The organism is Armatimonadota bacterium, assembly GCA_016125185.1.
Lineage (GTDB): Bacteria > Armatimonadota > Fimbriimonadia > Fimbriimonadales > Fimbriimonadaceae > Fimbriimonas.
In genome coordinates, this window is record WGMG01000004.1 from 271,644 (window position 1) to 295,545 (window position 23,902).

18 protein-coding genes are annotated in these 23,902 nt (G+C 59.4%); 9 read left to right on the plus strand and 9 right to left on the minus strand.

The genetic code is table 11. From position 1 onward, the window contains the following. Nucleotides 1-39: 39 nt before the first annotated feature. The 9 genes from GC165_06740 to GC165_06780 all read right to left on the minus strand — a co-directional run bounded on the left by GC165_06740 (nucleotide 40) and on the right by GC165_06780 (nucleotide 12,074). Nucleotides 40-882: an ABC transporter permease subunit gene (locus GC165_06740; protein ID MBI1332560.1), complete on the minus strand. Its 843-nt coding sequence runs from the start codon at nucleotides 880-882 to the stop codon at nucleotides 40-42. Next, nucleotides 875-2,311, minus strand: a complete 1,437-nt coding sequence (locus GC165_06745) for an extracellular solute-binding protein (GenBank protein ID MBI1332561.1) — start codon at nucleotides 2,309-2,311, stop codon at nucleotides 875-877. Before GC165_06745 ends, GC165_06740 begins: the two co-directional genes overlap by 8 nt. Continuing rightward, nucleotides 2,214-3,092 carry an ABC transporter permease subunit gene (locus GC165_06750; GenBank protein MBI1332562.1) on the minus strand — a complete coding sequence of 293 codons (879 nt, stop codon included), beginning with the start codon at nucleotides 3,090-3,092 and terminating at the stop codon, nucleotides 2,214-2,216. The genes GC165_06745 and GC165_06750 overlap by 98 nt, the downstream gene beginning before the upstream one ends. Further along, nucleotides 3,089-5,083 (minus strand): alpha-galactosidase, encoded by a 1,995-nt coding sequence (locus GC165_06755; GenBank protein ID MBI1332563.1) that lies wholly within the window; start codon nucleotides 5,081-5,083, stop codon nucleotides 3,089-3,091. Before GC165_06755 ends, GC165_06750 begins: the two co-directional genes overlap by 4 nt. Next, nucleotides 5,080-7,296: a glycoside hydrolase family 95 protein gene (locus tag GC165_06760; protein MBI1332564.1), complete on the minus strand. Its 2,217-nt coding sequence runs from the start codon at nucleotides 7,294-7,296 to the stop codon at nucleotides 5,080-5,082. The genes GC165_06755 and GC165_06760 overlap by 4 nt, the downstream gene beginning before the upstream one ends. 213 nt (nucleotides 7,297-7,509) lie before the next feature. Next, a complete protein-coding gene (locus GC165_06765) occupies nucleotides 7,510-8,391 on the minus strand; it encodes a prepilin-type N-terminal cleavage/methylation domain-containing protein (protein MBI1332565.1) in 882 nt (293 codons plus the stop codon). Nucleotides 8,392-8,427: 36 nt separating this feature from the next. Continuing rightward, entirely contained in the window at nucleotides 8,428-9,402 is a 975-nt protein-coding gene (locus tag GC165_06770) for a LacI family DNA-binding transcriptional regulator (protein ID MBI1332566.1), read from the minus strand. Between the two features lie 119 nt (nucleotides 9,403-9,521). After that, on the minus strand, nucleotides 9,522-11,540 hold the full coding sequence (locus GC165_06775) for an alpha-galactosidase (GenBank protein ID MBI1332567.1): 2,019 nt from the start codon (nucleotides 11,538-11,540) through the stop codon (nucleotides 9,522-9,524). 135 nt (nucleotides 11,541-11,675) lie between these two features. Next, complete coding sequence (locus GC165_06780) at nucleotides 11,676-12,074, minus strand: cupin domain-containing protein (GenBank protein MBI1332568.1); 399 nt, start codon at nucleotides 12,072-12,074, stop codon at nucleotides 11,676-11,678. Nucleotides 12,075-12,687: 613 nt separating this feature from the next. Here GC165_06780 and GC165_06785 point away from each other — a divergent pair. Genes GC165_06785 through GC165_06825 form a run of 9 tightly spaced genes read left to right on the plus strand, consistent with a single transcriptional unit; the run spans nucleotide 12,688 to nucleotide 23,886 of the window. Further along, nucleotides 12,688-14,421 carry a phage tail sheath family protein gene (locus GC165_06785; protein ID MBI1332569.1) on the plus strand — a complete coding sequence of 578 codons (1,734 nt, stop codon included), beginning with the start codon at nucleotides 12,688-12,690 and terminating at the stop codon, nucleotides 14,419-14,421. Nucleotides 14,422-14,424: 3 nt separating this feature from the next. Continuing rightward, complete coding sequence (locus GC165_06790) at nucleotides 14,425-14,943, plus strand: phage tail protein (GenBank protein ID MBI1332570.1); 519 nt, start codon at nucleotides 14,425-14,427, stop codon at nucleotides 14,941-14,943. Between the two features lie 19 nt (nucleotides 14,944-14,962). Further along, nucleotides 14,963-15,667, plus strand: a complete 705-nt coding sequence (locus GC165_06795) for a hypothetical protein (GenBank protein MBI1332571.1) — start codon at nucleotides 14,963-14,965, stop codon at nucleotides 15,665-15,667. Further along, complete coding sequence (locus GC165_06800; protein MBI1332572.1) at nucleotides 15,664-16,368, plus strand: hypothetical protein; 705 nt, start codon at nucleotides 15,664-15,666, stop codon at nucleotides 16,366-16,368. Before GC165_06795 ends, GC165_06800 begins: the two co-directional genes overlap by 4 nt. Further along, entirely contained in the window at nucleotides 16,365-17,585 is a 1,221-nt protein-coding gene (locus tag GC165_06805; GenBank protein MBI1332573.1) for a DUF4255 domain-containing protein, read from the plus strand. The genes GC165_06800 and GC165_06805 overlap by 4 nt, the downstream gene beginning before the upstream one ends. Further along, entirely contained in the window at nucleotides 17,582-19,489 is a 1,908-nt protein-coding gene (locus GC165_06810; GenBank protein ID MBI1332574.1) for an AAA family ATPase, read from the plus strand. Before GC165_06805 ends, GC165_06810 begins: the two co-directional genes overlap by 4 nt. After that, complete coding sequence (locus GC165_06815) at nucleotides 19,483-19,716, plus strand: hypothetical protein (GenBank protein MBI1332575.1); 234 nt, start codon at nucleotides 19,483-19,485, stop codon at nucleotides 19,714-19,716. The genes GC165_06810 and GC165_06815 overlap by 7 nt, the downstream gene beginning before the upstream one ends. Continuing rightward, nucleotides 19,706-23,236 carry a DUF4157 domain-containing protein gene (locus GC165_06820; protein ID MBI1332576.1) on the plus strand — a complete coding sequence of 1,177 codons (3,531 nt, stop codon included), beginning with the start codon at nucleotides 19,706-19,708 and terminating at the stop codon, nucleotides 23,234-23,236. The genes GC165_06815 and GC165_06820 overlap by 11 nt, the downstream gene beginning before the upstream one ends. Continuing rightward, nucleotides 23,233-23,886, plus strand: a complete 654-nt coding sequence (locus GC165_06825; protein MBI1332577.1) for a hypothetical protein — start codon at nucleotides 23,233-23,235, stop codon at nucleotides 23,884-23,886. Before GC165_06820 ends, GC165_06825 begins: the two co-directional genes overlap by 4 nt. Nucleotides 23,887-23,902: the final 16 nt, after the last annotated feature.

Genomic DNA, 23,902 nt, shown 5'->3' on the forward strand with positions numbered 1-23,902 from the left:
CTACTAGGCTCTGTCTAGGGATAGCAAAAGAATCGGAAGCTAATTCTTCCCACCCGTCGTCGCGATCCCCTGAATAAACGTCCGCTGGGCGAAGAAAAACAGCACGATGATCGGCAACGTGAACACGATCGAGGCCGCCATTAACTGCGTCCACTGACCGCCGAAAGCACTCATGAACTGCTGAAGCCCATACGCCAGTGTGTACTTCGACGGGTCGTTGATATAGATCAGCGGGCCCATGAAGTCGTTCCACGTCCCAAGGAACTGGAACAGCGCGCAGGTCGCCAGCGCCGGCTTCGCCAGCGGCAGAACGATCCGCCAAAAAATCCGAAACTCGCTCGCTCCATCCAGCCGCGCCGACTCCGCAACCTCCTCCGGCAGGGTCCGAAAGAACTGCGTCAGCAGGAACACGAAGAACGGCGTCCCGAAGAACGCGGGCACCATCAGCGGTAGGTAAGTCCCATACCAACCCAGCTTCCGAAACATCTCGAAAACCGGGATCATCGTCACTTGCCCCGGCAGGGCCATCGTCGCGATCAGCAACGCAAACAGCGGTCGACTCAGCCGAAAATCGATCCGAGCAAACCCGTACGCCACCACTGCGCTCGACAGCACTGCTCCGAGTACGCACACCACACACAATAGCAGCGTGTTCTGCAGGTACAGGTCGAACGGCACCGCGTTCAAAGCCTTCGGATAGTTGTCCCACACCAGCGGATGCGGGATCAAACTGCTCAGACTGAATGTGCTCCCGCTCGCCCCGGTGTACACCTGGCTGTCCGCCTTCAGCGAGGTCGAAACCATCCAGATCAGTGGCAGAGCTGCGAATACCGACATCGCCATTAGCACCAGGTGCGTAAAGAACCGGGACAGCTTACTCATCGTAACCCAACCTCTTGCGCCGCACGATCTCCTCGTCCACCGACGACTGCACCTGCTTCACCGCGTCCTCCGGCGAAATCTTTCCCCGCAAGGCCAAATCCTCCACCTTCTGAACCGTGTCGTTCAGAAAAACCTGATACGCGACCGGCGGCTGAGCCCGGATATTTGGACTCTTGATCGCCTCCACAAACGTGCCGAACTGCGGATGCTCTTTGATGTACTTCTGGTAGATCGGGGCGTTCGCCACAGCGTCGTTCGGCGGTAGCCATCCGCCCCAAACGTAGAACTCGGCCGCGACTTGCGGGTTGGTCATGCCCGACCAATACTTCACAAAGTCCCACGCGCCCGCCTTCTCCTTGGCCGACCGGGGAATGATCATGAAGTTTCCGCTTCCGAGTCCCGCGCCTGCCGATCCGCCCTTTGGCGGTGGCACCAGCGCCGTCGCGTAGTCGAGCTTCGGCGCATACTTCGCGATCTGCTCCACTCGCCACGGACCGTCCATGTCCGCCGCGTACGCGCCGATGATGAACGGCCATCCGCCCGCAAACGACGACGAATTCAGTCCCGATTGGAACCGCGAGACCGCGTCGTACCCGTCCCGTTGCCGCAACGCCACCAGGCTCTGCAAGCACTCCAAATTCTTGGGATTCCCGATCGTCAGTTCGTCCTTGTCGAAGTCGTAGAACCCGCCGCCGAACAGCGCCGACGTCTCCGCCCAGTTGCCGGGCATGAACCCCAGCCGGGTGATGTTCCCGTTGGCGTCCCGCTGGGTCATCTTCTGCGTCACCGCGCAAAGCTCCTCCCATGTCTTGGGAAACTCCTTCACGCCCGCCTCCCGAAAAGCCTCGGGCAAGTAGAAAACACCCTTGACCTGGAGGCCGATCGGGATCCCGTAAGTCTTGCCTTTGTACTGCCCAACCCGCTTCACGATCGGGTATGACTCGCGCTCGAACTTCTCTCGCTCGGCGGGCGACATGATGTCCTCGAATGGCATCAGCATCCCACCCTCGGCCCATGTCGGAATGACCGGATTCCACTGCGCCATCACGTCCGGAGGGTCGCCGCCCATTGCGCCCAGGAGGAACTTGGTGTCGGCCCCGGCTGGCACCGAAAGGGCGATGACTTCGTACTTGGACTGGCTCTTGTTATAGCGATCCACGATCCGGTCGATGACGACCTTCCACTCCGCCGACCACATGTGCCAAAACCGCACCGGAATTCTCCCCGGATACTTGCGTTGGATCGTCTCTCGGCTCTCATTGTGCGGTCGGGCAAACAAAAACGCCCCGCCCAGCACCAAGACCACGACTGCCAATACAGTCCTAATGGGCTTAACCGCCATAGTGGACCCACCTCCGTTGTGACCGGAACAAGAAGCCGGTGAGCGTGATGATCGCGAGGAACAGAATCCACGCCATCGCGCTTGCATATCCCATGTCCGCGTACCGCCAAGCGCGGTCGAACAGGTACAGCGCGTAAAACCGCGTGGAATCCTCCGGCCCGCCGCCCGTCATGATGTACGCCTGCGTAAAGTACTGCATCGCCCCGATCACGCCCATGACCAGGTTGAAAAAGATGACTGGCGAAAGGAGCGGCAAGGTGATCTTGAACAGCTTGCGGATTGGGGAAGCGCCGTCCACAGTCGCCGCCTCATATAAATAGGTGGGAATATCCTTCAGACCCGCCAGGTAGATGACCATGCTGTTGCCCACGCCCCAAAGGCCCATGAACACCAGACTCCATAGAGCCCATTTCGGGTCGCCCAACCACGCCGGACCCGTCACGCCCAGGCGACCCAGAATCCCGTTTACGAGGCCGATCTGCGGGTTCAAAATCCACGAAAAGATCGCCGTCGAGGCCACCGTCGGCACGATGGACGGAATGAAGAACACGGTTCGATAGATCGTGATGCCCCGAACGTTGATGTTCAACAGCAAGGCCAGCGCTACCCCGAGCACGATCCCAAGCGGAACCGAGATCAGCGCGTACTTCAGGGTCACAATCGCCGAGGTCCGAAACACTTCGTCGTGCCGGAGCAGGCTGTCGTAGTTGGCCAACCCCACCCACTTTGGCGGACGAACGATGTCGTACCGTGTGAACGAAAGTTGAATGCTCCGCAGAAAGGGCCACGCCGTGAACAGCAGGAACCCGATCAGCCAAGGCGAAACAAACGCCAACCCCACCAGTTCCCGTCGCGTCTTTGCTTTCATGGGCGTCTCGTCAAGTGGATCAGCGCGCAGTCGCGCGATGCCAACTCTAGATCGAGCTTGCCCGATGCGACGGTGTCTTTGCCCGTCCAAAGGTCATGAAGATTCCACTTTCCCGTCCCCAAGCCGCACCGCGCAAAGTCGATCGTCTTGGTCGCCGGGTTCTTCCGGTCAAAGTTGAATAGCGCGATGTAGGCGCTATGGGAGTTTTCGATCCACACAAAATGATCGCCCGACCCTTCGCCCATGTTGCCGTAAACCGGCCGGAACTGCGGCGTCTTCGCCGCCAGCCGAATCGCTTCCTTATTGCCAAAGATCGTCCGCACTCGAGCGATGGCCGCCGCGTCGGTCAGGTTGTCGCCCTCGATCATCATGCCGCCGCCGATCACCGAAGCCGTGAACCGGGTTCTCGCCTCCTCCATCAGCGTCGGCTCTTCGCCCCGGGCCTGGTACACGCAGGCGCTATCGGGGTCGTCGAAGGCGTACAGCCGCCCCGCCTGCCACCACGCGTAGTTCTGCGAATTTAGGAAGTACTCGCTCGCGCCGATGTTCGAAAACACGTCGCACGAGATCCGTCGGCTGTGCCCGTACCCCTGCGGAAACAGCGGCGCGATGCTCAAACTGATGAAGAATGGCCGCCCAATCTTCGACTGTTTCACTTGGTCCACCAGGTGTTGCATGCCCACTCGGTACGCCGCCGTGCCCGTCGTCGCCTTCGGGTCGTAATGCTTGCCCTCCAACGATCCGTGGGTCAAAAAGTCGAGCTTGATATAGTCGAACCCTTGGTCCACAAAGTCCTTCATATTGGCGTCGATTCGCGCCAACGTGCCTGGGTGCGTGGGGTCCAGCGGCCATCCGCCGTCCAGCTTTGGCAAGAGTTCGCCCTTGGCGTCCTTCAGTTGCAGGTCCTTGAATTTGTATCCGTCGATCGCCTTCCAATCCGGCTCGCCCCAGTTCACGAACGGCGTCCAATAAATGCCCGCCTTCAGCCCCGCCGCGTGGCATTTCTTCACAAAATCCACCCGCTGTTCGCGCGTCAGGTTGTCCCAAAACGAATCGAAGTTGATGTAGGCCGTATCGCCTGTTCGGAGCCAGGGGAGCTCGGTATGGACAAAGTTCAGGGCCGAAACCGCATCATTATAGGTGACCTTGTCCTTGTGCCCCGACCACGAATTCCAGCCCATCGGCACCGGCCCCTTCCATGGCAGTTTGGGCTGAACCATCGCGTTCAAGTCGCCGTATCGCTCTAGGCCAGCGCGCCAATCGTCGGTGGGGCTGACGACGAAACGAGGCGAATGAATCGTTTTGCCCGCCACTTCGCCGTGCGGGTCCCTGTCATGCGTGAATTTGCCCGTCGCCCCCGCGAAAACCGTCAGTCTTCCGGCTCGGTCGAACTGGATCGCCGACTTCCAAATGTCGTGGTCTACGGACCCCACGATCAACCCTTTCCGGGTCGAATCGTCGTAGATTCCGCCGACTTCGTAGCTCCCTTCCGGCTCGACATCCTTCCACCCATCCGACCGATACTTAGCGTAATTGTCGTTATCGTAAGGAGTGAAAAGGCATTGCAGGGGAGCCATGTGCGGCATCGTCGCCGAAGCCGCCACCAACGCCGCGATGTAGTTCGAACGCTGTTCGGACTTGCCCACGATGTCCAGCGAGACAAAAACCTCGTGTCCGTACACCGAGATCGTTTGCCGAAGTTCCGGCTTTCCATCCTTGCGGTGGTGGATGACCAGCCGACGGCCCTTTCCAAACCGATCGCGAATCGAGACCACGTCCACCGTGTGCGTCGTCGCCTCATCCGTTCGGTAGGTTGTGCCGTCGCCCAGTTTCACCTCGCCGTACGCCGACCGAATAGCCGCCCGATTCCCGCTCCAAGCGAGATCGAATCGGCCCGTCGCTCGCGAGACCGATACCGAAACTTGTTCGGTTCGAACGTCGACGTTGTGCTGAGGAGAATGAGTGGCGGCAAGCAAGAGAAAGGGAATCATGGTTGAAGGACTTTGACCTGATCCGCAGCCGGACCGTGGATCTGATGGTGAGTGACTTTGCCATCGCGCCAGGTGACATCGACGGTGAGCCCGCCGCGAACCCGAAGGCCACGAAAGCTCCCTTCTTTCCACGCCGCAGGCAAAGCGGGAAGGAGCCGAATGGTGTCGGCGTCGCCCTGAACGAGCATTTCGGCGATGGCGGCCGTCGCCCCAAAATTAGCGTCGATCTGAAACGGCGGACAGGCAGCGAGCATGTTTGGATACGTTCCCCCACCGCCATCGTAGCGGATTCCTGTATCCAATTCCAAATTCAACTGACGCTTCAACAGCTTCCAGGCGTGGTCGCCCTCCCGAAGTCGAGCCCAAAGCGACGCCTTGTGAGCCAGGCTCCAGCCAACGCCGTCGTCGCCCTTACGCCTCAGCGTCACCTTGGCCGCTTCGGCCAGATCGGGAGTCGCGTCGGGCGAGATTTGGTCGCCTGGATACAAGCCATAAAGGTGGGAAAGGTGGCGATGGTGGACGTCCTCTTCGTCGTAGTCCTCCAGCCACTCCATCACCTGCCCATGCTTGCCAACCCGCGTCGGCGCGAGCTGAGGAAGGGCCGATGCAACCTCATCGGCAAACTCCGAATCTGTGTCCAACACCTTGGCCGCCGCGATCACGTTGGTGAAGACTTCGCGCACGATCTGCGTGTCGCAAGTCGGACCCATGCAGTTCGCAATTGGTTTGCCCGTCTCCGGGTCCAGAAACTTGCTTTCGGGTGAGTTCGAGGGTCCCGTCACCAGCCAGCCGTGCTTGGCGTCCTTGGTGAGGATGTCGAGAAAGAACTGCGCCGCTCCCTTTAGAGTGGGATAGACCTGCTTGAGGTACTCGCGGTCGAGGCTATAGGCGTAATGATTCCAAAGGTGCTGGCACAGCCAGCCGCCGCCCGTCGTAAAAGATCCCCAAGATGAGTATTCGCCGGGCGGTGTGAAGTGCCAAGGGTTGGTGATGACGTGCGCCACCCATCCGCGCGCTTGGTAGTACGCCTGCGCTGTCTTCTCGCCGTTGGGCACCAACTTGGGAATATAGTTCAACAGCGGTTGGTGGCAGTCGCCGAGATTCACCGCCTCAACCGGCCAATAGTTCATCTGAACGTTGATATCGAGGTGGAAATCGCCGTTCCACGGCGTCTGAAGCTCTTCGGCCCATATTCCCTGCAAGTTGGTGGGAAGCGGGCTATCCGGTCGTGAACCCGAAATCAAAAGGTACCGACCGAAGTGGAAAAGGAGAGCCGCCAGCGATGGGTCGCCTTCTCCTTTGATATTGGCTTTCAGCCGCTCGACCGTCGGCTTCATGGCCAGCGGGCCGGAGGGCAGGGAGAGTTCGACCCGACGGAAATACTGTCGGTGGTCCTCGATGCTTTTCGCTTTCAATTCGGCATAGTTGGTCGAGGCAGCCGCCTCAATTTGGGTATCGACCGTGCGCTCAAAATCGGCGTCGTTGAGGCTCGTCCCAGCCGTAAAAATCAACACCGCTTCGTTGGCCCCTTCGACGAAGAGGTTGGTCCCACGTGGGCCGACTCGTCCGCCTTGTGCCACGATCCTCAAGCGACCCTTGAACCCAACGCCGGGGTCGAGCTTGCCTTCAATGACCAAGTCGTTGCCGTCCACCCGAACCGTTGCCGCCGCCTCGCGTTGGAGAGAGGCTGAAAATGAAACCGTTCCTAGTCGATCGGCCGTCAGCCGATACACGAAAGCCTGTTGGGGAACCGAGACGAACGCCTCCCGAGTGAAGTGAACACCGCCGGAACGATACGAAACCGTCGCTACCGCCGAATCCAAGTCGAGAACACGTCGGTAGTCCGAAAAACTGGACCCGGCGAGCTCGATCAAGAGATTCGCAAAAACCTGATAACAGCCGAACAATGGCCCCGCGCCACCTGGCCCCTTGCACGTAAAATGCGCCTGGGTCATTGCTTCGGCCTCCACGTGCCGACCTTCGGCCATCAACTGGCGAATCTGAGCGAGGAAAAGATGGGCATCTTCCCGGTCCGCGTCTTGTGGTCCGCCCGACCACATGCCGGACTCATTGAGGACGACCCGTTCGGTCTTTGGGTCCCCAAAGACCATCGCGCCAAGGCGTCCGTTCCCAAGAACCGACGATTCGAAGAATCGCGTCGCCGGTTCCTGAGCCCAGATGCACTTGGCGGGATCGACCGTTACGTCAACCATTCCAATAACGGTAGGTGAAATAACATCGAACGTTATCGAGTGGCTGGAGGCGCAGGATTGCCGTCCGAAGGTCGGGCCATCGGTGGGGGACCGCTGCCAGGCTGCTTCTTGATGATCTTGTTCGCATCGTAATCCTCATTCGAATTACCGCAGCCCGCGAGGGCCAAGATAGTAGCGCCAACGACTAACAGAGAGACAATTCGCTTCATCCAGTTATTTCCACTCGCCGATTTGGGACATCCAGTACGTGACCGCCGGAGCGCCGGGCCAGTCGCTGCCCGTCACGCGGACTTTGTACATGTCGTACACGTCATCGGCAAACGACTTGAAGCCGTTCATCGTCTTGACGTGGCCGTCAAAGAACGAGAAAGCGACCTGCTTTGCGCCGATGCCGCGAGCGTAGGAGACGTTGTTATTGGCATTGCCGCACCAGTACGAATCGCATCCGTAAGCGAAATAGCGAGAGTAGATGTTCGGGAACGGAGTTCGCGTGCCCATCGTCATCGCCGTGCCGGCAAGGTTCTCCAGCGAGCTGGATTGCCCCGATCCGCCGCGGACGTAGACCGGATAGCCGTCCCACGTGTACGCGCGCTGATAGACCGTTGCGTCTTCGCTCTCAACGTCGGTGTCGCCTTGGTTTTCGTTCTTACCGGCGTCGCAGTTAAGGGCGTAGGCCCGCGGGAATCGGCTGGTTTGGTCACCCGGATAGGTGTTGCCCCCGTCGCTGAAGTTGGCCCAGTTGCCATCGTAGGTCGGCGCGGAATAGATGCCACCGTCGCCCTGCGTGGCGTAGAACGTGCCGTCGGCTTTCGGCTGTCGGCCGCCGTTCTTAATGTACGGAAGAATCGAATCCTTCCACGTCATGCCTTGATACCGTGGGTGGCTCCAGTTCATCTGGTAGACCAACACGAGGGCATCGTCAACATCGCCCTGATACATGATCATGCCGAGCGACATATTTTTGATATTGCTAAGCTCGGAAGTTCTCTTTGCGGCCGCCTTGGCCTGAGCGAATACAGGGAATAGAATGGCTGCAAGAATTGCGATGATGGCTATTACAACGAGAAGCTCGATGAGTGTAAATGCTTTTTTCATATAACTATCTCTTCTTTGAGGCTAGTCCGTCGGGCTTCAGGGCGCCGAGGATTCGCGTACGACGAGTTCGGGGATAAGAATCTTTTGTTGGAGCGGCGCCTTCGGATCTTTCATCTGGGCGTCCAGGAACTTCCAGGCGAGTGAGCACATCTCCTCGATCGGCTGTCGAACCGTGGTGATGGGAACCGGAGCGGTGGCCGTTTCGCGGATGCCGTTAAAGCCGACGATGGCCACATCCTTGCCCACTTGTAGGCCACGCTTTTCCAAGGCGATCGAAGCCGCCAGCGCCATTTCATCGTTCATGCACAGCAGGGCTTCTGGCAGTTGCTTCTGGTCGAGCGTCTCGTCCAGAACCTGCTTGATCGCGCCAAACGTCGTGGTCTGGACGCCGATGGTTTGCGGCTCCAGTCCGGCCTCAGTCATGCAGGCGCAGTAAGCATCGAATCGCGGACCACTGTTGATGAGGTCCGAGGTCCAGGGCGCAACGTAAGCAACGGATTTTCGACCGGTTTCGATCAGGTGGTGCATCGCCTTCTCGGCTCCTTTGTAGAGATCGACACCGACGAAACTTCGCGCTTCCGACCAGTACGCGCCCATGCTCACAAAAGGCATGAGCGGAGCCAAGCTGTCCGCCTGCGTGGCGAACGCCTCCACCGAAGCCGAGTTATCGAAAGCGATGATGCCGTCCACCGGAACGCGGAGGGCTCGGTCGAACGAATGGGCCCAGTTGTACTCTTCATCCACATCCGTAACCGCAAGGGCGCACTCTGTGCCGCGAAGCAGGATTCGCATCAGCTCCAGAACTTCGCCACGATAGGGCGAATACTCCAAGCTCATCCAGAAACCGACCAGTCCGGTTCGACCGCTGATCAGCGCACGCGCCGCCGAGTTGGGAAGGTAGCCGAGTTCCTGCGCCGCCTTCAAAACCCTCTCGCGGGTCTCCGGCGCAATCGCGACGTCGGTGCGGCCACTCAGGACGCGCGACACGGTCGCCCCCGAGATATTGGCCATTCTTGCCACATCGTCCCTCGTTGGGCGTCCAGTCCCCTTCGACTTTACACGTGTACTGTACACGTGATCATCATAACACAAAAACCAAAAATGTTGATGTCATTTTTGTGTTGGGATTTCTAGATCGGGGTGATTTCGAATACGGAACTGGTCAGCTCGACGTACTCGGGGAGTGCCAAAATGTGCCGAAAATCGAGGGTCGCCTCCAGGCCGCTGCCACCCACCGTGTTGATCTCTTTCACTCGGTAGCTTTGCCCTTCGTCCAGCCCTCGCAAGGCCAAGTCCGAAGCCGCAACCGCCGTCGATGCGTACACGAACAGGATCGCCCTTTCGCCCAATCGGAACAGCAAGGAGCACCGCGCTCCATCGTACGGCGACTCCAGCCGATGCAACTCGCCAAACTGCACCACATCCCGAATTCGTTTGTACGTCTCGATCGCCGACTTAGCGAAGCATCGATCGCTCTCCGAAAGCTGAGCGACATCGACGTCCATCCCCAAACTGCCACTCATCGCCACGTCGAAACAGAACTTCAGCGGCCGCTCACCCCATCGGGTCACATGGTTCGCCAATGCCATCGCGGGGAAGAAATGGCTGTATCCCCACTGGATGAAGATTCGCCGCACCGGGTCAGTCATGTCGCTTGGCCAAACCTCGTGCGCGCACCGCATCGAGCGGTAATCCACCCGTCCGCCGCCGCCCGAACACATCATCACCTCCACCTCGGGATGGTCCTCCTTCAGCCGATCCATGATGTGATCCAGCGCCTTCGCGTACTCGATCTGCAGATGCGATTGCCGATTCGCTGGGAGGTACGGCGAACCCGGCTGGGTCACGTACCGATTGCAGTCCCACTTCACGAACGAGATTCCGGGGTACTGCAAGAGGGTCTCGTGCAGAACGTTATAGGCAAAGTCTCGCACTTCGGGGTTCGCCAAGTCGAGGATCATCTGGTTCCTCTGCGGCTCGTACGCCCGACTCGGCTGCTGGATCAGCCAGTCCGGATGCCGTTCGCAAAGCTCGCTGCCGGGGTTCACCATCTCGGGCTCAAACCACAACCCGAACCTTAAGCCCAGTTCCTTCGCCGCATCCGTCAACCGAGAAAGGCCATGCGGAAGCTTCTTCGGGTCCGGCATCCAATCGCCGAGGCCCTGATGGTCTCCATCGCGGGGATATTTGCTTCCGAACCAGCCGTCATCGAGCAGAAAAAGCTCCATGCCGAGGTCCTTCGCGCCCGCAAAAAGCGATTCGATTTTGGCCTCGTCGAATTTGAAATAGGTCGCCTCCCAGTTGTTCAGCAGAATCGGCCGCAACCGGTCACCGTCCCGGATCACCCGCTCCCTCATGTACCGGTGAAGCTTTCGCGAAAGGTCACCCGACCCCTCGCCGCTCCAAGCCCAAATCATCGTCGGCGCGTCGAGCGCCTCGCCCGGTTGGAGATGAAATCGCGATCCGCGCGGGTTGTATCCACAGGTGGCTACCAGGTTGCCTTTTGGCATCTTCTCGAACACGAACTGGAAGCTGCTGGGCCAAGCCAGCGATCCGCCAAAAACCTCGCCTTCGGTTTCATGCAACGGTCCGTTCGATAAGATGAACCACGGCGATGTGAACTGATGGGCGCGCACCATCAGCTTGGAATCCAGAACCTTGATGCCGGCTCCCAGCCGCTCCGTTTCCATGTTCGCCTCGTCTGCCCAGTCGCCCCGAAACTGGGTCAGGTGCCAATCCGCCTTCCCAAAGTCGAACGAGCTTGATGCCATCGACTCGACTACGATCTCGCCAGCCTCGTGGTTCTCGATTCGGACCGAGGTTTCAAAGATGTCGGTCTCAGCGTTGGCTCTGATGGAGAGGGCGACTCGACAATCGTAAACTTCGTCCTTCAGCGTCACCTTCAACTCGTCTTCACCGTACTTCGCGTCAATTACTCGAAGATCGGTCGAGGTGTTGCCATCGGCATGAATGACTGAGATCGCCGGTTCGAAAACCCACCCGTCGCCCGCCGCAGGGTAGGCAAGCGGAAGGGAAGCGCTGTGGTCGATGTTTCCAAATCCCTTTAGCCGCAGTCGACGCTCTTCATCGACGATCAAAGTCAGTTTTGTAGTCGCCGTCGAAACGACGAAAGTACGGCTTTCGCTCAAAGCAATCCCCTCGTGAAACCAGTGCGGGCGGGCAGGCGGGAAAACATCGCCTGATAGTCTACCAATGCTTTTTGATCGGCCCCGGGCCGCAAATTAGCTTACGAGGAGCCATTTCAAGCTCAAAAGTAAGGTGAATTAGCTTCCCAGATATTGCTCTTCGGTGACGGGTTCCAGCCATGTCGCCGTTTTCCCATCTTGGGCGTCCTGAACCGCGATGTGCGACATCGACGTGTTAACAGTCGCGCCATGCCAATGCTTTTCGCCAGGTGCGAATTCGACGATATCGCCAGGGTTAACGGTCTGTTTGACCCCTCCCCAGCTTTGAATCCATCCCATGCCGGCGATGACCAGAAGCGTTTGCCCGACCGGATGCGTATGCCAATGGGTACGAGCGCCGGGATCGAAGCTCACGGTCGCACCGACAAGGTTTGACGGCGAATCACCTTGGAAGGGCATGTTGAGGATCACATGGCCAGTGAAGTATTCCGCCGGGCCGACTTGTGTCGGCTCTGAACCGATGCGAGTTATCGTCATGATGGGCTCAATATATCATTTTATCGGTGCCATATGTGGATCGGATGGTCGAATTGCTTCGAGATTCCTCAACAGAAAACGGGCTCGAACTTCAAGACCCACTTCTATGGCACAGGACAACGAATGTTAAATGATGACTTATCGCACTATTCAGTTCCAAAGTAATGTCATTAGTCGAGAGAACGTTTACCTGATCCGTGGGCTCTGCTATTCGGAAAGGTGATATTTTGAAATCACGGAAATTGTGGGCACTCGGGCCATCGCTTCTCGCTAAGTTTTTTCCCAGATGGTTAGGGAAAAGGTCCTAACGATTTCGAGGACAAAAGGGCTTTTTCAGGGACGGACGCAACTAAGATTTGTGATGAAGTTTGAGGGTCAAAACTTAAACGCTTGAGTTTATTTTCCCGTGCGAATAGGCCATCTTCTAGCCTGAATCTGGGCCATTAAAGTTTTCCACACCCTCGTTAAATTACTTGGTTTGGCCGGGGTCTCAGGCATATAATCCCGACTACTTCGCGACCAAATATGTATCTTTCTTTGATGACATGCTAATGGGCATGTTTTGGGGGCAATTTATTCAATTTGAGTACTTCGCGAAGTACATGGAGATTGCATGCCGACTCTAACTTATCCTGGTGTTTATCCTGTGGAAGTCCCCAGCGGCTTGGCGACCATTGTTGGCGCACCTACGTCTAGGGCGGCCTTCATTGGGCGAGCAGCTAAGGGCCAAACAAATCTCGCCACTTTGATCACCAGCTTCGCCGATTTCGAGCGCTTTTTCGGCGGGCTCGCTTCGTTTAGCTCGATGAGCTTTGCCGTTCGGGATTTCTTCCTCAATGGCGGGTCGGAATGTGTGTGTGTCCGACTGTACAAGGGATCAGGAACGACCATCGTTCCTCTCAAGCTCTTCACGACCATCACCTCTGTCCCGGCGGACTTCACGACCTTGACCGAGTACTCCGTCATCTTCCAGGCAGCGAACGAAGGCCGATGGGCAGAGGGTATTCGAATCACGATTGACAACAACGTCTCGGCCGCTTCGCTCGCCCTATTGGGTGTGGTCCAGAACAAGGCTTTCAACATGACCGTGTTGGACCCGGTTTCCGGCGTTTCGGAGTCCTATTCGAACCTGGTTATGAATTCGACCCATGTCAACTCAGTGATCACGGTTCTGGCTAACCAGTCGGCATTGATTCGGGTTCAATCGAACGCGGCGACGGTTGATGCCGCTACGGTTCCTACCGCTGGTCTTACCGACAAGCTGTCGCTCTGCGAGAGTCTGACCAGTATTACGAAGAACGACGGTTCCATCTCGGAATCGACGCGCACCACTCGCCTTAGCGCGATCGCCACGGCCCAGGCTGGCTACGTGACGGAGCGGGTCGCTAGCGACGGTTCGGACTTGGACATGTCGACCTTCCTCCCGGCCAACGCGCAACGCGACAAGAAGGGTTTATACGCCTTCGAGCAGGTCGATATTTTCAACATCCTCTGCATCCCGCCATACAAGGCAACCAGTTCGGTGCCCAACCAGGATGTGGATGTATCGCTGGTCAGCGTGGCCGCGGACTATTGCGTCCAGCGGTTTGCGTTCCTGATTCTCGATGCGCCGTCGGCGTGGACGATGCCCAACGGTAGCAGTTCGGCCGGCGTGGTGGAAGGCATGAACAATGCAACCGACCAACTCGGCACGCGATCAGACCATGCGGCGGTGTTCTGGCCGAGGCTGAAGCAACCGAACCCGTTTAAGAACAACATGTCCGAGAATTTCTCGGTCGTTGGCGCGGTCGCCGGTGTCTTTGCTCGAACGGACTCCGAAAGAGGCGTCTGGGTCGCTCCAGCGGGGCTTCATGCGGTGTTCAACAACGTTCCCGACCTGGCCTACAACATGACGAACGGTGAGCAGGGTCTGCTCAATCCGATTGCGGTCAATGGTCTACGGATCAAGATTCCCACCGGACGGGTCGTTTTTGGCTGCCGCACGTTGGCGGGCGATGATCGCGTAGTTTCGGACTACAAGCAGGTTCAAGTTCGCAGAGTCGCCCTCTTCTTGGAGCAGAGCATCACCCGCTCGATGGAGTGGGCCGTCCACCAACCCAACGAGGAGGTGACTTGGTCTCAGATTCGCCTCAGCATCGGCGCGTTCATGCGCGATCAGTTCCGCAAAGGCATGTTTGCCGGATCGACTCCGAAGGACGCGTACTACGTGAAATGCGACTCGACGACGACCACCCAGACGGATATCAACAACGGGGTGATGAACGTCGAGGTCGGATTCAAACCCCTTAAGGCCGCCGAATTTATTGTGCTGCGGTTCAAGCAAATGATTGGAGATGTGCAGGTTTAAGCCATGGCAGAATTTACGGTAAATCAGAAGAGGTTCGACCCCTATAAGAACTTCAAATTCCGAATCAAGTGGGATGGAAATTTCGTCGCTGGCGTCAGCAAATGTTCGATGCTGAAGCGCACGACGGAAGTGGTGAAGCACCGCTCTGGCGGGGACCCCAGTACCAGCCGAAAGAGCCCTGGGCGAACCGAATTTGAGGCGGTGACCCTTGAGCGGGGCGTGACCCACGACCGGGCGTTCCAGCAATGGGCGGCCAAGGTGTGGAACTTTGGGGGAGGCCCCGGCGCAGAGTCGTCGCTGGCCGATTTTCGCAAGGATATCACCATTGAGGTTTACAACGAAGCGGGCCAAAAGGTCATCGCCTACAAACTGCTTCGCTGTTGGGTTTCGGAGTACCACGCGCTTCCCGATTTGGATGCGAACGCCAATGCCATCGCCATCGAGTCGATCAAGATCGAAAACGAAGGATTCGAGATGGATACGGATGTAGTGGAACCGTCTGAGCCGACCCTCAGCCTGTAATCGACGCCGATTCGCGCGTATGAAGGAAGCCGCTTTGCTCGACCTATGGGAACGGTCTGCCGGTAAGTCGCCGGTGGAGCGTTCCCTGGTGCTGGCCTCATTCGAGGGGCCGGTCGAGAGCGGCGCGTCTCTGGGGCGGGTGGCTGGCCATGTGCTGGACCTGCGGTCGCGGTTGTTCGGGCGGCGATTTGAACTCATGTCGGCTTGCCCGGAATGTGGTGAGCCGGCAGAGGTCGAATTCTCGGAGGACCAACTGCCGACGCCGACATCCGAGGATCAGACGGTCGAGGTGGCGATGGACGGCTACCGAGTCTTGGCCCGTCCGGCGAACAGCTTGGACGTGGCCTATCTGTTGCGGTTCGATGAAGTGGAGGTAGCCGAACTGGCGCTGCGCAAGCGGTGCACACTGATGGCTGAGTATGAAGGGGTCCCGGTCGAGGTTGAAGAAGTTCCGAACACGATTTGGGCCGCGGTAGAGGACGCGCTCGACGCTTTGGACCCACTGGCGACGGCCGGTGTGAATCTGCAATGTCCAACGTGCAGTACCGAGTGGCGAGCTCAGTTCGATGTGACGGCGATTGTCTACCGAGAGCTTTCGATCCACGCTCGGGGAATCCTCGGCCAGGTGGATGCCCTCGCTCGGGCGTACGGCTGGACGGAGGATGCGGTGCTCGCATTGAGCCCGGCCCGGCGGCGGTCATATCTGGACATGGTGAAGGCATGAGCCGATACTTCCGCGACATCGCAACGCGCGCTCTGGGCCTGGCTCAAATACTTTCTTCAACGGCCTTCTTCTTCCGCGATGAACCGGATACGCCGGACGCGGAGGAATTCGTTGAGGATGACAGCGAGACTGGGCGTCCGGGCGACCGGATCGTCGAGCGGCAGATCGAGCGTGACCACATCATTAAGAGCGAATCTGAGCGAGTCGAAATTCAGCGGACTCATTCCGAGTCGCACTTGCAAACGGAAGCCACGACGAACCTTGAGAGGGAAGTCGTCAATCGGGAGCCGGGCGAGACCGTGATTCGTGAGACGGCACCGGGACCAGAGGTTCGCCATCGGGAGACCCTGCGCGAACTGTTGCGGGAAGCGAACCGAGAAACGGTGGAGCGCATCCACATTCAAACTCAGCGGCTGGAACGGCTGAGCCGGGAAACACAGACCCAGATCGAGCGGACGGCGGAGCGTGAAATCCGCCACGCGGACCGAATCGAGCGGTTACGGACCGAGGTTCGGGCCGAAATGGAGGCGGCGACCATACCGGCACCAGCGCCCGAGTCGGTGGTCAACATCAGCATTGGCCGCATCGAAGTGCGGTCAAACGCCCCGTCTTCGCGCACGACGCCTGCCTCCGAACCAGCACCGAAACGGGCGATTTCGTTGGACGATTATTTGCGTGAGCGCAGCGGAGGCAACCGATGAGCAATCAACTGGCATTCGCGACGGTCAGCTTCGTGCTTCAGCAACGGTTGAACCAGGTGGTGGGGTCGGACGTGTCGTCGGCGACCGCGACCAACACGCGACCAGACGGCACCGGCGCGTCGCCGTTGCCCGCGCCTGGGGTCAACATCTATCTGCTTCAGGCGACTTATAACGGGCCGATGTCGGACCCGTTCTTGCCGACGATGTCGGCGGATGCCACCCGCGTCGCTCGTCCGGTGGGGGCGTTCGACCTGACCTACATGTTCACATTCCACGGCGACGACTCGAAGTGGGAGCCGCAACGCGTGCAGGCCAGCGTCCTGCGCCACATTCACACCAACCCGGAGATTGGCAAGGACACGATTCGGTCGTTGATCTCGGCGTTGCCAGGCACCCACGCGCTCAAGAAGAGCGATTTGGCCGACCAATTTGAGAACGTGAAGCTGACGCCGGCGAAAATGACGCTGGACGATCTATCCAAGATTTGGTCGGTTTTCTTCCAAAAGCCGTACGCTCTGACCAGCATTTACTACGCGTCCGTAGTGCTGTTGGAATCGGATATTTCCACCGAGGCATCGCTCCCGATTCTGAAAGTGGTGGGCGATGTGACGGTGATGTCGGACGTACGGATCGACTCGATCGACCCGCCGATGGCTTCGGTTGCCGCAGGCACCAAGATCGTGCTGACCGGCATCAACCTACTTGGCGACAACTTTGTGTACCAGGTTGGCGGGGTCGATGCAACGGTGGATTTGGCGAACTCGACTTCGAGTTCGGTAACGGTATCCCTGGGGGGCGGATTGCTGTCGGGACCGGCGACGGTCGTGGTCCAAAAGCCGAGCCCGTTTGGCGCGGGGCACGTCGGCGCGAACTCCAATGTGGCGACGGTTCAGCTTTTCCCGGCCGTCAATACCATCTCGTTCACACCCGCGGCGGGCCCAACTCCCGCCCAATTTGACGTGACGTTGACGCCGAATGTCGAATTGGCGCAGACGGCGGCGCTGGTGCTCAACCGACTGACTCCGCCCTCGGCGGGCAAGCCGTGGTCGTACCTTCTGCCTGCTACTCCACGAAGCGCGGCTACCGGTTCTTTGAACTTTGTCTCGCTTGGCGTCGAGGCGGGCGACTACCTGTACCGGGTCCGAATCGACGGCGTCGACACGCCGCTTTCGTTCAATGGAACCTCCTACGATGGGCCCAAGGTGACGGTGACATGATCTCGAGCGCACAGTGGCAACAAGCGAACCAGGAGTTCATCGAAATCGCGCTGGAGCGCGTGCGGTTCCGGCTGGCCCTGATGGCGGGCACGGACGAGAATCTGCTGGCTGAAGACATCGCGGTTTTGGATCGTCGGCTGGTTGCGGCTACCGAGCGGATGCCTGCGCCAAGCGCCTTCCATCAATTGTGCGAGTCGTTCCGCTTGACCGATTTCGAGGCGGAACTTGTGCTTCTGTGCGCAGCGATGGAGACGTTGCCCCGCTTCGGCGACCTGTGTGCCGCGTGTCAGGGCGATCCATTGCTGACGTTCCCGACGTTCGGCCTGGCGATGGCAGCGTTACCCAATCCGTCGTGGGTGGCCGTCTCCCCGGCGGGCGTACTTCGAAAGCTCCGGCTGATCGAAGTTGAGGGTGGACTCTCGTTGGTGCGGAACCGAATCCGCATCTCGGAGCGGCTCTTGCACTTCCTGCTTGGGCTGGACATTTTGGAGCCGTCGCTTCCGTTCATCACTCGATGCGAGCCGGTCGATACGCCCGCCTCGGCGATGGCTTTGCGCCTGCGCGATGTGACGATGGCATGGGTTGGGCATCGGGCGCGAACCATGCAGATCGTGGGACAAAACGCGGAGCGATGCTTCGTCGAGGCGTGCCAGTGCATCGGTCTTCAACCCTTCCGCGTGGATGCCGTGAACCTGCCCGAGCCGATCGAAGAGTTTGCCGACGTTTGGGCCCGGGAAGCATTGCTGACGACCGGCGCGCTACTGGTCACCAACCCAGAAGCGAACCTGCCCGCCGTGACCAAACTGGCGGCGCGGGCCAATTTCCCGCTTTACCTGGCTACGTCGGAGCGGGTGGACTTGCCGGACACGGTCGATACCTATCTTGATCCCGCGCCGACTGCCGAAGTGACCGACCTCTGGGCGCGGGCTCTGGGCGATAAGGCTGGACCTCTGCTGGGTGAGTTGGAAATTCTTTCCGAGACGTTCCGGCTAAACCCTGATCAGATTCAGGGCATCGCTGACTTGGCGGGTGGGGCCCCGGATGTGAAGGCCGCCCTGTGGGATGGTTGCCGAGCCGCGACACGTCGCCGGTTGGATCAGATCGCCCACCGGATTCAGTCGCAGATGCGGTGGGCGGACCTCGTGGTCGCCGACGACACGAAGGCGGTTTTGACCGATATCGCCTCCCATGTGCGCAACCGAAGTCGGGTCTATGGCGAGTGGGGATTCGGTGAGCGAAACGTGCGCGGGCTTGGCATCAGCGCGCTGTTCGCAGGTCCCAGCGGCACGGGAAAGACCCTCGCGGCAGAGGTCATCGCGGGCGAGTTGAATCTGGACCTGTACGTCATCGACCTCAGCCAGTTGGTAAGCAAGTACATCGGCGAAACCGAGAAGAATCTGCGCCGGGTGTTCCAGGCCGCCGAGGGCGCGGGAGCCGTGCTGGTGTTCGACGAAGCGGACGCGGTGTTCGGTCAGCGAAGCGAGGTGCGGGACAGCCACGACCGGTACGCCAACATGGAGGTGAGCTACCTGCTTCAACTGACGGAGTCGTACCGAGGGCTGGTCATCCTCACCACCAATATGCGCCAGTCGCTGGATCAGGCCTTCATGCGCCGCATCCGGTTTGTGGCCCATTTCGCCTTTCCCGAGTACGCCCAGCGCCGGGCGATGTGGGAGCGCGCCTTCCCGGAGCGAGTGCCGATGACCGAGCTGGACTACGACGCACTGGCCAAGCTGAACCTGACCGGTGGCAACATCCGAAGCATCGCCATCAATGCCGCTTTTCGAGCCGCAGCCGAGGGAACGCCGGTGACGATGGGGCAAATCGCCATCGCCGCACGGGCCGAATTCGCCAAGCACGACCGACCAGTGCCGGAGCACGAGCTATCGGGGGACGGATGGTAAACCTGCACATCGACCGCATCGTGGTCCACGCCGACGGCAACGTATCGCCGCTGGAGCTTCGCCGACGAGTCGAAGAGGCACTCAAGAAGGAATTGGCCACCCGAGGACTGGATGGGCAAGACCAGCCCTCGCGAGCAGAGTCCTCTCGGGTGGTTTCCGTGGACCGGCGGCTGTCCTTGGCCGACGCCATTTCGGCGGCTTGTTTGGAGGTGGTCGATGGCCGATAAAGCTCCTGCAACCGCCACGGCGACCCCCGCTGCGAGCTTGACGAAGGTGCCACGACCGATGATTCAGCGCAAGTGCGCGTGCGGAGGGACGGTTGGCCCTTCTGGGATGTGCGCCGAGTGCGAAAAGAAGCAGAAAGAAAAGGGCAAGATTCAGCGCAAAGGGGCGGGCTCAGTGGCCTCGATCCCGTCGTCGGTCGGTTCGGTTTTGGGTGGCGTTGGTCAGCCTTTGGACGCGGGCACTCGGTCGTCGATGGAGTCGCGATTTGGCACCAGCCTGGGGGCGGTCCGGGTTCATACCGACTCGCGGGCGGCGGAGTCGGCTCGCTCGTTGAACGCCCAGGCGTACACGGTCGGGAACAACATTGTTTTTGATCACGGCCAGTACAGCCCGACCAGCGCGGGCGGCTCGCGGCTGTTGGCGCACGAGCTGGCCCACACGATCCAGCAGGGCGGATTGCAGACCAAGAGCTATAGTGACCTCTCGGTTTCTCCGTCCAACTCGCCGCTAGAGATCGAGGCGGATCGCGCCGCCGAAGCGGTGACGTCGGGCTTTGCCGCACCGGCGCTCTCGAAGGTGAACACGCCGGTCGTCTCGCGGGCAACGCCCAACACGACCTCGACGACGGTGACGCCAACCCCGACTCCGCCCGCAGTGGTGCCAACCACGCCGACGCCTAGCCCCACGCCTGCCACACCGACAGCGTCCACGTCTTCAGGTCCTTGCACCCTCACCAACGTGCCCGCCGGAGCCGACTGCGCAGCCCTCGTGGCGGCGGGAGTCAAGGCGATCATCGGAAACTCGGCTGCCAATCGAATCTTCGTATTGGATGACTTCCCGCTCAATCAAAACAAGGGCGAGGTGGCGGTGAAGCTATACGAGCAGTTGGCGCAGGCGGGGCAGTTGATCGCGGTGATGAACACGTCGGGCACGGGCGGAAGCACGGCGTTGAAGCAAGGCCGCGATGACTCGGACATGCTGCGCAAGGCATGGCTCCAGAAGTATTCGTGGACGTCGGTCACTGGGCCATCCAACTGGCAGAAGCTGAGTGGCGGCCCGCTCATCTCACCGTTTAAGCCGGTGCGGTTCGACAAAGTGACGTGCCACATGGACCATATCCAGGAGCTTCAGGTGGGCGGCGCGGGTAACCCATCGAACATTCAGGTTTTAGACCCCGATCCGAACATCGAAAGCGGTCGGGACATCAACTCGTTTTTGAAGCAGAAGGCCACGGATATCGTCAGCGCGCTTGGCTCGCCGACTCCGCCGACCATCTCGCTACAGTTCAAGTCGATCCAGAAGGTTGGCGCTGCGCCGCAGCTAACCCTGTCGACTGGTCAACTAAGCTGTCTGGGGGTCGAGATGGCTCTGCTGACGGGCAAGAATCCGACCGCAGGGACGGGCACAGCCGTTACGGCCAACCGAACTCAGGTGCTGCTGTACGCAGGCGTCCAGTCGGCGTCGGCATACCTCAACAAGGGTAATCCGGTTACAGACCTTACGAACACCACAGTGCTGGAGAATCGCGGCGTGATGTTGTTGGTGCCTGGCTTCATTCTCACCAAATACACGCGGGCGGCAACGAGCTCAGGCACCGACAAGATTAACGCTGAGATCGACCCGAACAAGCTGGGTAATCGCACCAGCCAAACCCGCATCCCGGTGACGATTTCGAGTCAGACGCCTTTCCAGTTTGATTCGGTGGCCGGTTCTCCCAGTCTTGCCGCACCAGTAACCGTCAGCGGCGCGACGCCACCTGCTCCCGCTTCGGGTCCTGCTCCGGCGGCTCCGACCGGAACCGTCACTCCCGGCCAAGCCGGAGTCGAGGCGGGCAGTGCCGCCGAGACGCGCATGATCAAGGCGAAGAAGTCGCCATCCAAGGTCGCGTTCCACTACCCGTACCTCAGCGAAGGCTCACTAAACGTCACCCCCGACGAAGAGGGTGTGCTTACCGGTACCGGAACACTCAAGCCGTCGATCCCGCTGTTGAAGGGCAAGACGCTAGACCTCACGCTCGCTCCAGACAAACTCTCGGCTGTCCTTAAGAGCGGTATGGTGGGCACAAAGCTGTTCGGGATCGGCACCATCACGGACGCCAGCCTGACCGCCGACCTTTTGCCGACTCTGGGTGCGAGCGGCAACCTTTCGATCGCCTTTGGTAGCACGGCCAAACCAATCGCCACGACCAGCCTGACCCTTTCTGCTGACCCAACGAACGGCTTCATGGCGACCGGAAAGCTGATCGTCAACATCCCTCAGATCGACCAAGCCGAAGGCGACGTCACCTACAAAAATGGCGCCTGGTTTGGCCAAATCACGATCTCCACTTCGCAGATTCGCATTCCGATGGTGAAGAGCAGCACGCTGGTGGTGAGCTTCAGCGAAAAAGGCGTGCAGGTTGCGGGCGGGGTCGTGATGGACGTCAAAGGCAACCCGGTCAACCTCAACGCGAATCTGGTCAATGGAACATGGGTTTTCACCGGCGGGGCGACGCTGACTTTCAGTCCGTTGCGTCCAGTGCATTTGTCGTTCCGCTACGCCAACGAAAAGCTGACCGCCGAAGGCGACACGACGTTCGGTTTTAAGGGTCTGGAGGGCAAGGTTCACGTCAAATACGACGATGGCGTGGTCACCGGCGACGGCACGCTGAACATGAACAAGGGGCGGATGACGGGCACGATCAACGCCCACTACACCCGCAACGGCAACATCACCGCCGACGGAAAGATTTCATACAAAATCACCGATAACCTCGTCGCCAGTGTGGGCATCGAGGTGGACGAAAAGCAGAACGTTCGGCTGACCGGCGAACTGACTTTCCCGAAGCCGATCCAACTTTTCTCCCGCATCGGAAACAACATCAATCTGTTCTCGATCCGCACCGATATTCCCATCGCTGGCATCAGTGTCGGTCCGGTGTCGATCGGCTTAGTGTTCCGAATCGAAGGTGGTCTCGGGTTCGACTATGGCGTGGGACCTGGGCAGATTCGCAACCTGCATCTTTCGGCGGCGTTCAACCCGTTCGATGACGACCCCAAGTTCGACCTTAAAGGCGGGGGGCAACTGTACATTCCTGCCGGAGCAGGCGTTTCGGCGAGCATTCGCGGAGCGCTTGCGGTTTCGGCAGGCATCGCTTCGGTGAGCGGTGGTATCACAGCGACGGCTCGGGCGGGGCTCGACGCGGCGCTGACGGCGGACCTGGATATCGAGTACAAGGAGGGGCGATTTACGCTCGATAGCACCGTCGCTCTGATCGGAAAGCCGGTCCTCGACTTCGGGCTGGAAGCCAACATTGAGGCAGAGGCAGGGGCTTTGGGTGTGTCGTACAAGTACCACAAGGGTTACCAACTCGCCAGCTTCACGCTTCCTTCAGACATGGAGATGGGGGCCAAGTTCCCGATCCATTACGCATCCAACGAAGCCTTCAAGTTCCCGTCGCTAAGCGACATCCAGGTGATCAAACCCAATATCGACGTGAAAGGACTGATGAATTCGATGCTAACCAAGGTAGGTGCCCTATGAGCTTCACCAATGCGCCTTCGCTGATTCGCGGCGGGATCGTCCTCGTCGATTCGACCACCGGAAAGCAGAAGCGAGTGATCGTGCTTCAGTACAACCCCGACTCGCTGACGCGCACACTGGTGCCGCAAGGCGTCGGGGCCGACTCGGGCGACCGGCTAGAAACGCTTCGCCTGAAGGGACCGGCCATCGAAACGATCAAGCTGGAAGCCGAACTCGACGCCGCCGACTACATGGAGAAGCCAGACGATAATCCGACCAAGATAGCCAATGGCCTTGCCGGGGACCTTGCGGCCCTGGAAATGATTGTGAACCCGACCACCGCGAGCATGGCCAATACGAACTCGATGGCGTCGGCAGGCACGCTGGAGATCTTTCCCGTCGAGTCCGACCTAGCGGTATTTGTGTGGAGCAAGAATCGCGTGGTGCCGGTTCGTATCACCGAATTTGCGATTACCGAAGAGGCGTTCGACCAGAATCTGAACCCGATTCGGGCGCGAGTTTCGCTCTCGCTTCGCATCCTCACCGTTAACGACGTGCCGTACGATTCGCTCGCGGCGTCGATCTTCCGCGCCTACCACCTGAACAAGGAGCAGATGGCCGCCACCGCCTCCGGTGAGCTGTCGAAGCTCGGAATAGGGAAAATCATATGAGCCAGTCCAAGTTCGC

Excerpts from the sequence above, each read along its gene's own strand:
- GC165_06800 (MBI1332572.1), top strand. The coding sequence starts at position 15,664 with ATGAGCCGATACTTCCGCGACATCGCAACGCGCGCTCTGGGCCTGGCT.
- GC165_06760 (MBI1332564.1), bottom strand. The coding sequence starts at position 7,296 with ATGGTTGACGTAACGGTCGATCCCGCCAAGTGCATCTGGGCTCAGGAA.
- GC165_06790 (MBI1332570.1), top strand. The coding sequence starts at position 14,425 with ATGGCAGAATTTACGGTAAATCAGAAGAGGTTCGACCCCTATAAGAAC.
- GC165_06805 (MBI1332573.1), top strand. The coding sequence starts at position 16,365 with ATGAGCAATCAACTGGCATTCGCGACGGTCAGCTTCGTGCTTCAGCAA.
- GC165_06765 (MBI1332565.1), bottom strand. The coding sequence starts at position 8,391 with ATGAAAAAAGCATTTACACTCATCGAGCTTCTCGTTGTAATAGCCATC.
- GC165_06780 (MBI1332568.1), bottom strand. The coding sequence starts at position 12,074 with ATGACGATAACTCGCATCGGTTCAGAGCCGACACAAGTCGGCCCGGCG.
- GC165_06815 (MBI1332575.1), top strand. The coding sequence starts at position 19,483 with ATGGTAAACCTGCACATCGACCGCATCGTGGTCCACGCCGACGGCAAC.
- GC165_06795 (MBI1332571.1), top strand. The coding sequence starts at position 14,963 with ATGAAGGAAGCCGCTTTGCTCGACCTATGGGAACGGTCTGCCGGTAAG.
- GC165_06750 (MBI1332562.1), bottom strand. The coding sequence starts at position 3,092 with ATGAAAGCAAAGACGCGACGGGAACTGGTGGGGTTGGCGTTTGTTTCG.
- GC165_06810 (MBI1332574.1), top strand. The coding sequence starts at position 17,582 with ATGATCTCGAGCGCACAGTGGCAACAAGCGAACCAGGAGTTCATCGAA.
- GC165_06740 (MBI1332560.1), bottom strand. The coding sequence starts at position 882 with ATGAGTAAGCTGTCCCGGTTCTTTACGCACCTGGTGCTAATGGCGATG.
- GC165_06770 (MBI1332566.1), bottom strand. The coding sequence starts at position 9,402 with ATGGCCAATATCTCGGGGGCGACCGTGTCGCGCGTCCTGAGTGGCCGC.
- GC165_06820 (MBI1332576.1), top strand. The coding sequence starts at position 19,706 with ATGGCCGATAAAGCTCCTGCAACCGCCACGGCGACCCCCGCTGCGAGC.
- GC165_06785 (MBI1332569.1), top strand. The coding sequence starts at position 12,688 with ATGCCGACTCTAACTTATCCTGGTGTTTATCCTGTGGAAGTCCCCAGC.
- GC165_06745 (MBI1332561.1), bottom strand. The coding sequence starts at position 2,311 with ATGCAAGCGCGATGGCGTGGATTCTGTTCCTCGCGATCATCACGCTCA.
- GC165_06755 (MBI1332563.1), bottom strand. The coding sequence starts at position 5,083 with ATGATTCCCTTTCTCTTGCTTGCCGCCACTCATTCTCCTCAGCACAAC.
- GC165_06825 (MBI1332577.1), top strand. The coding sequence starts at position 23,233 with ATGAGCTTCACCAATGCGCCTTCGCTGATTCGCGGCGGGATCGTCCTC.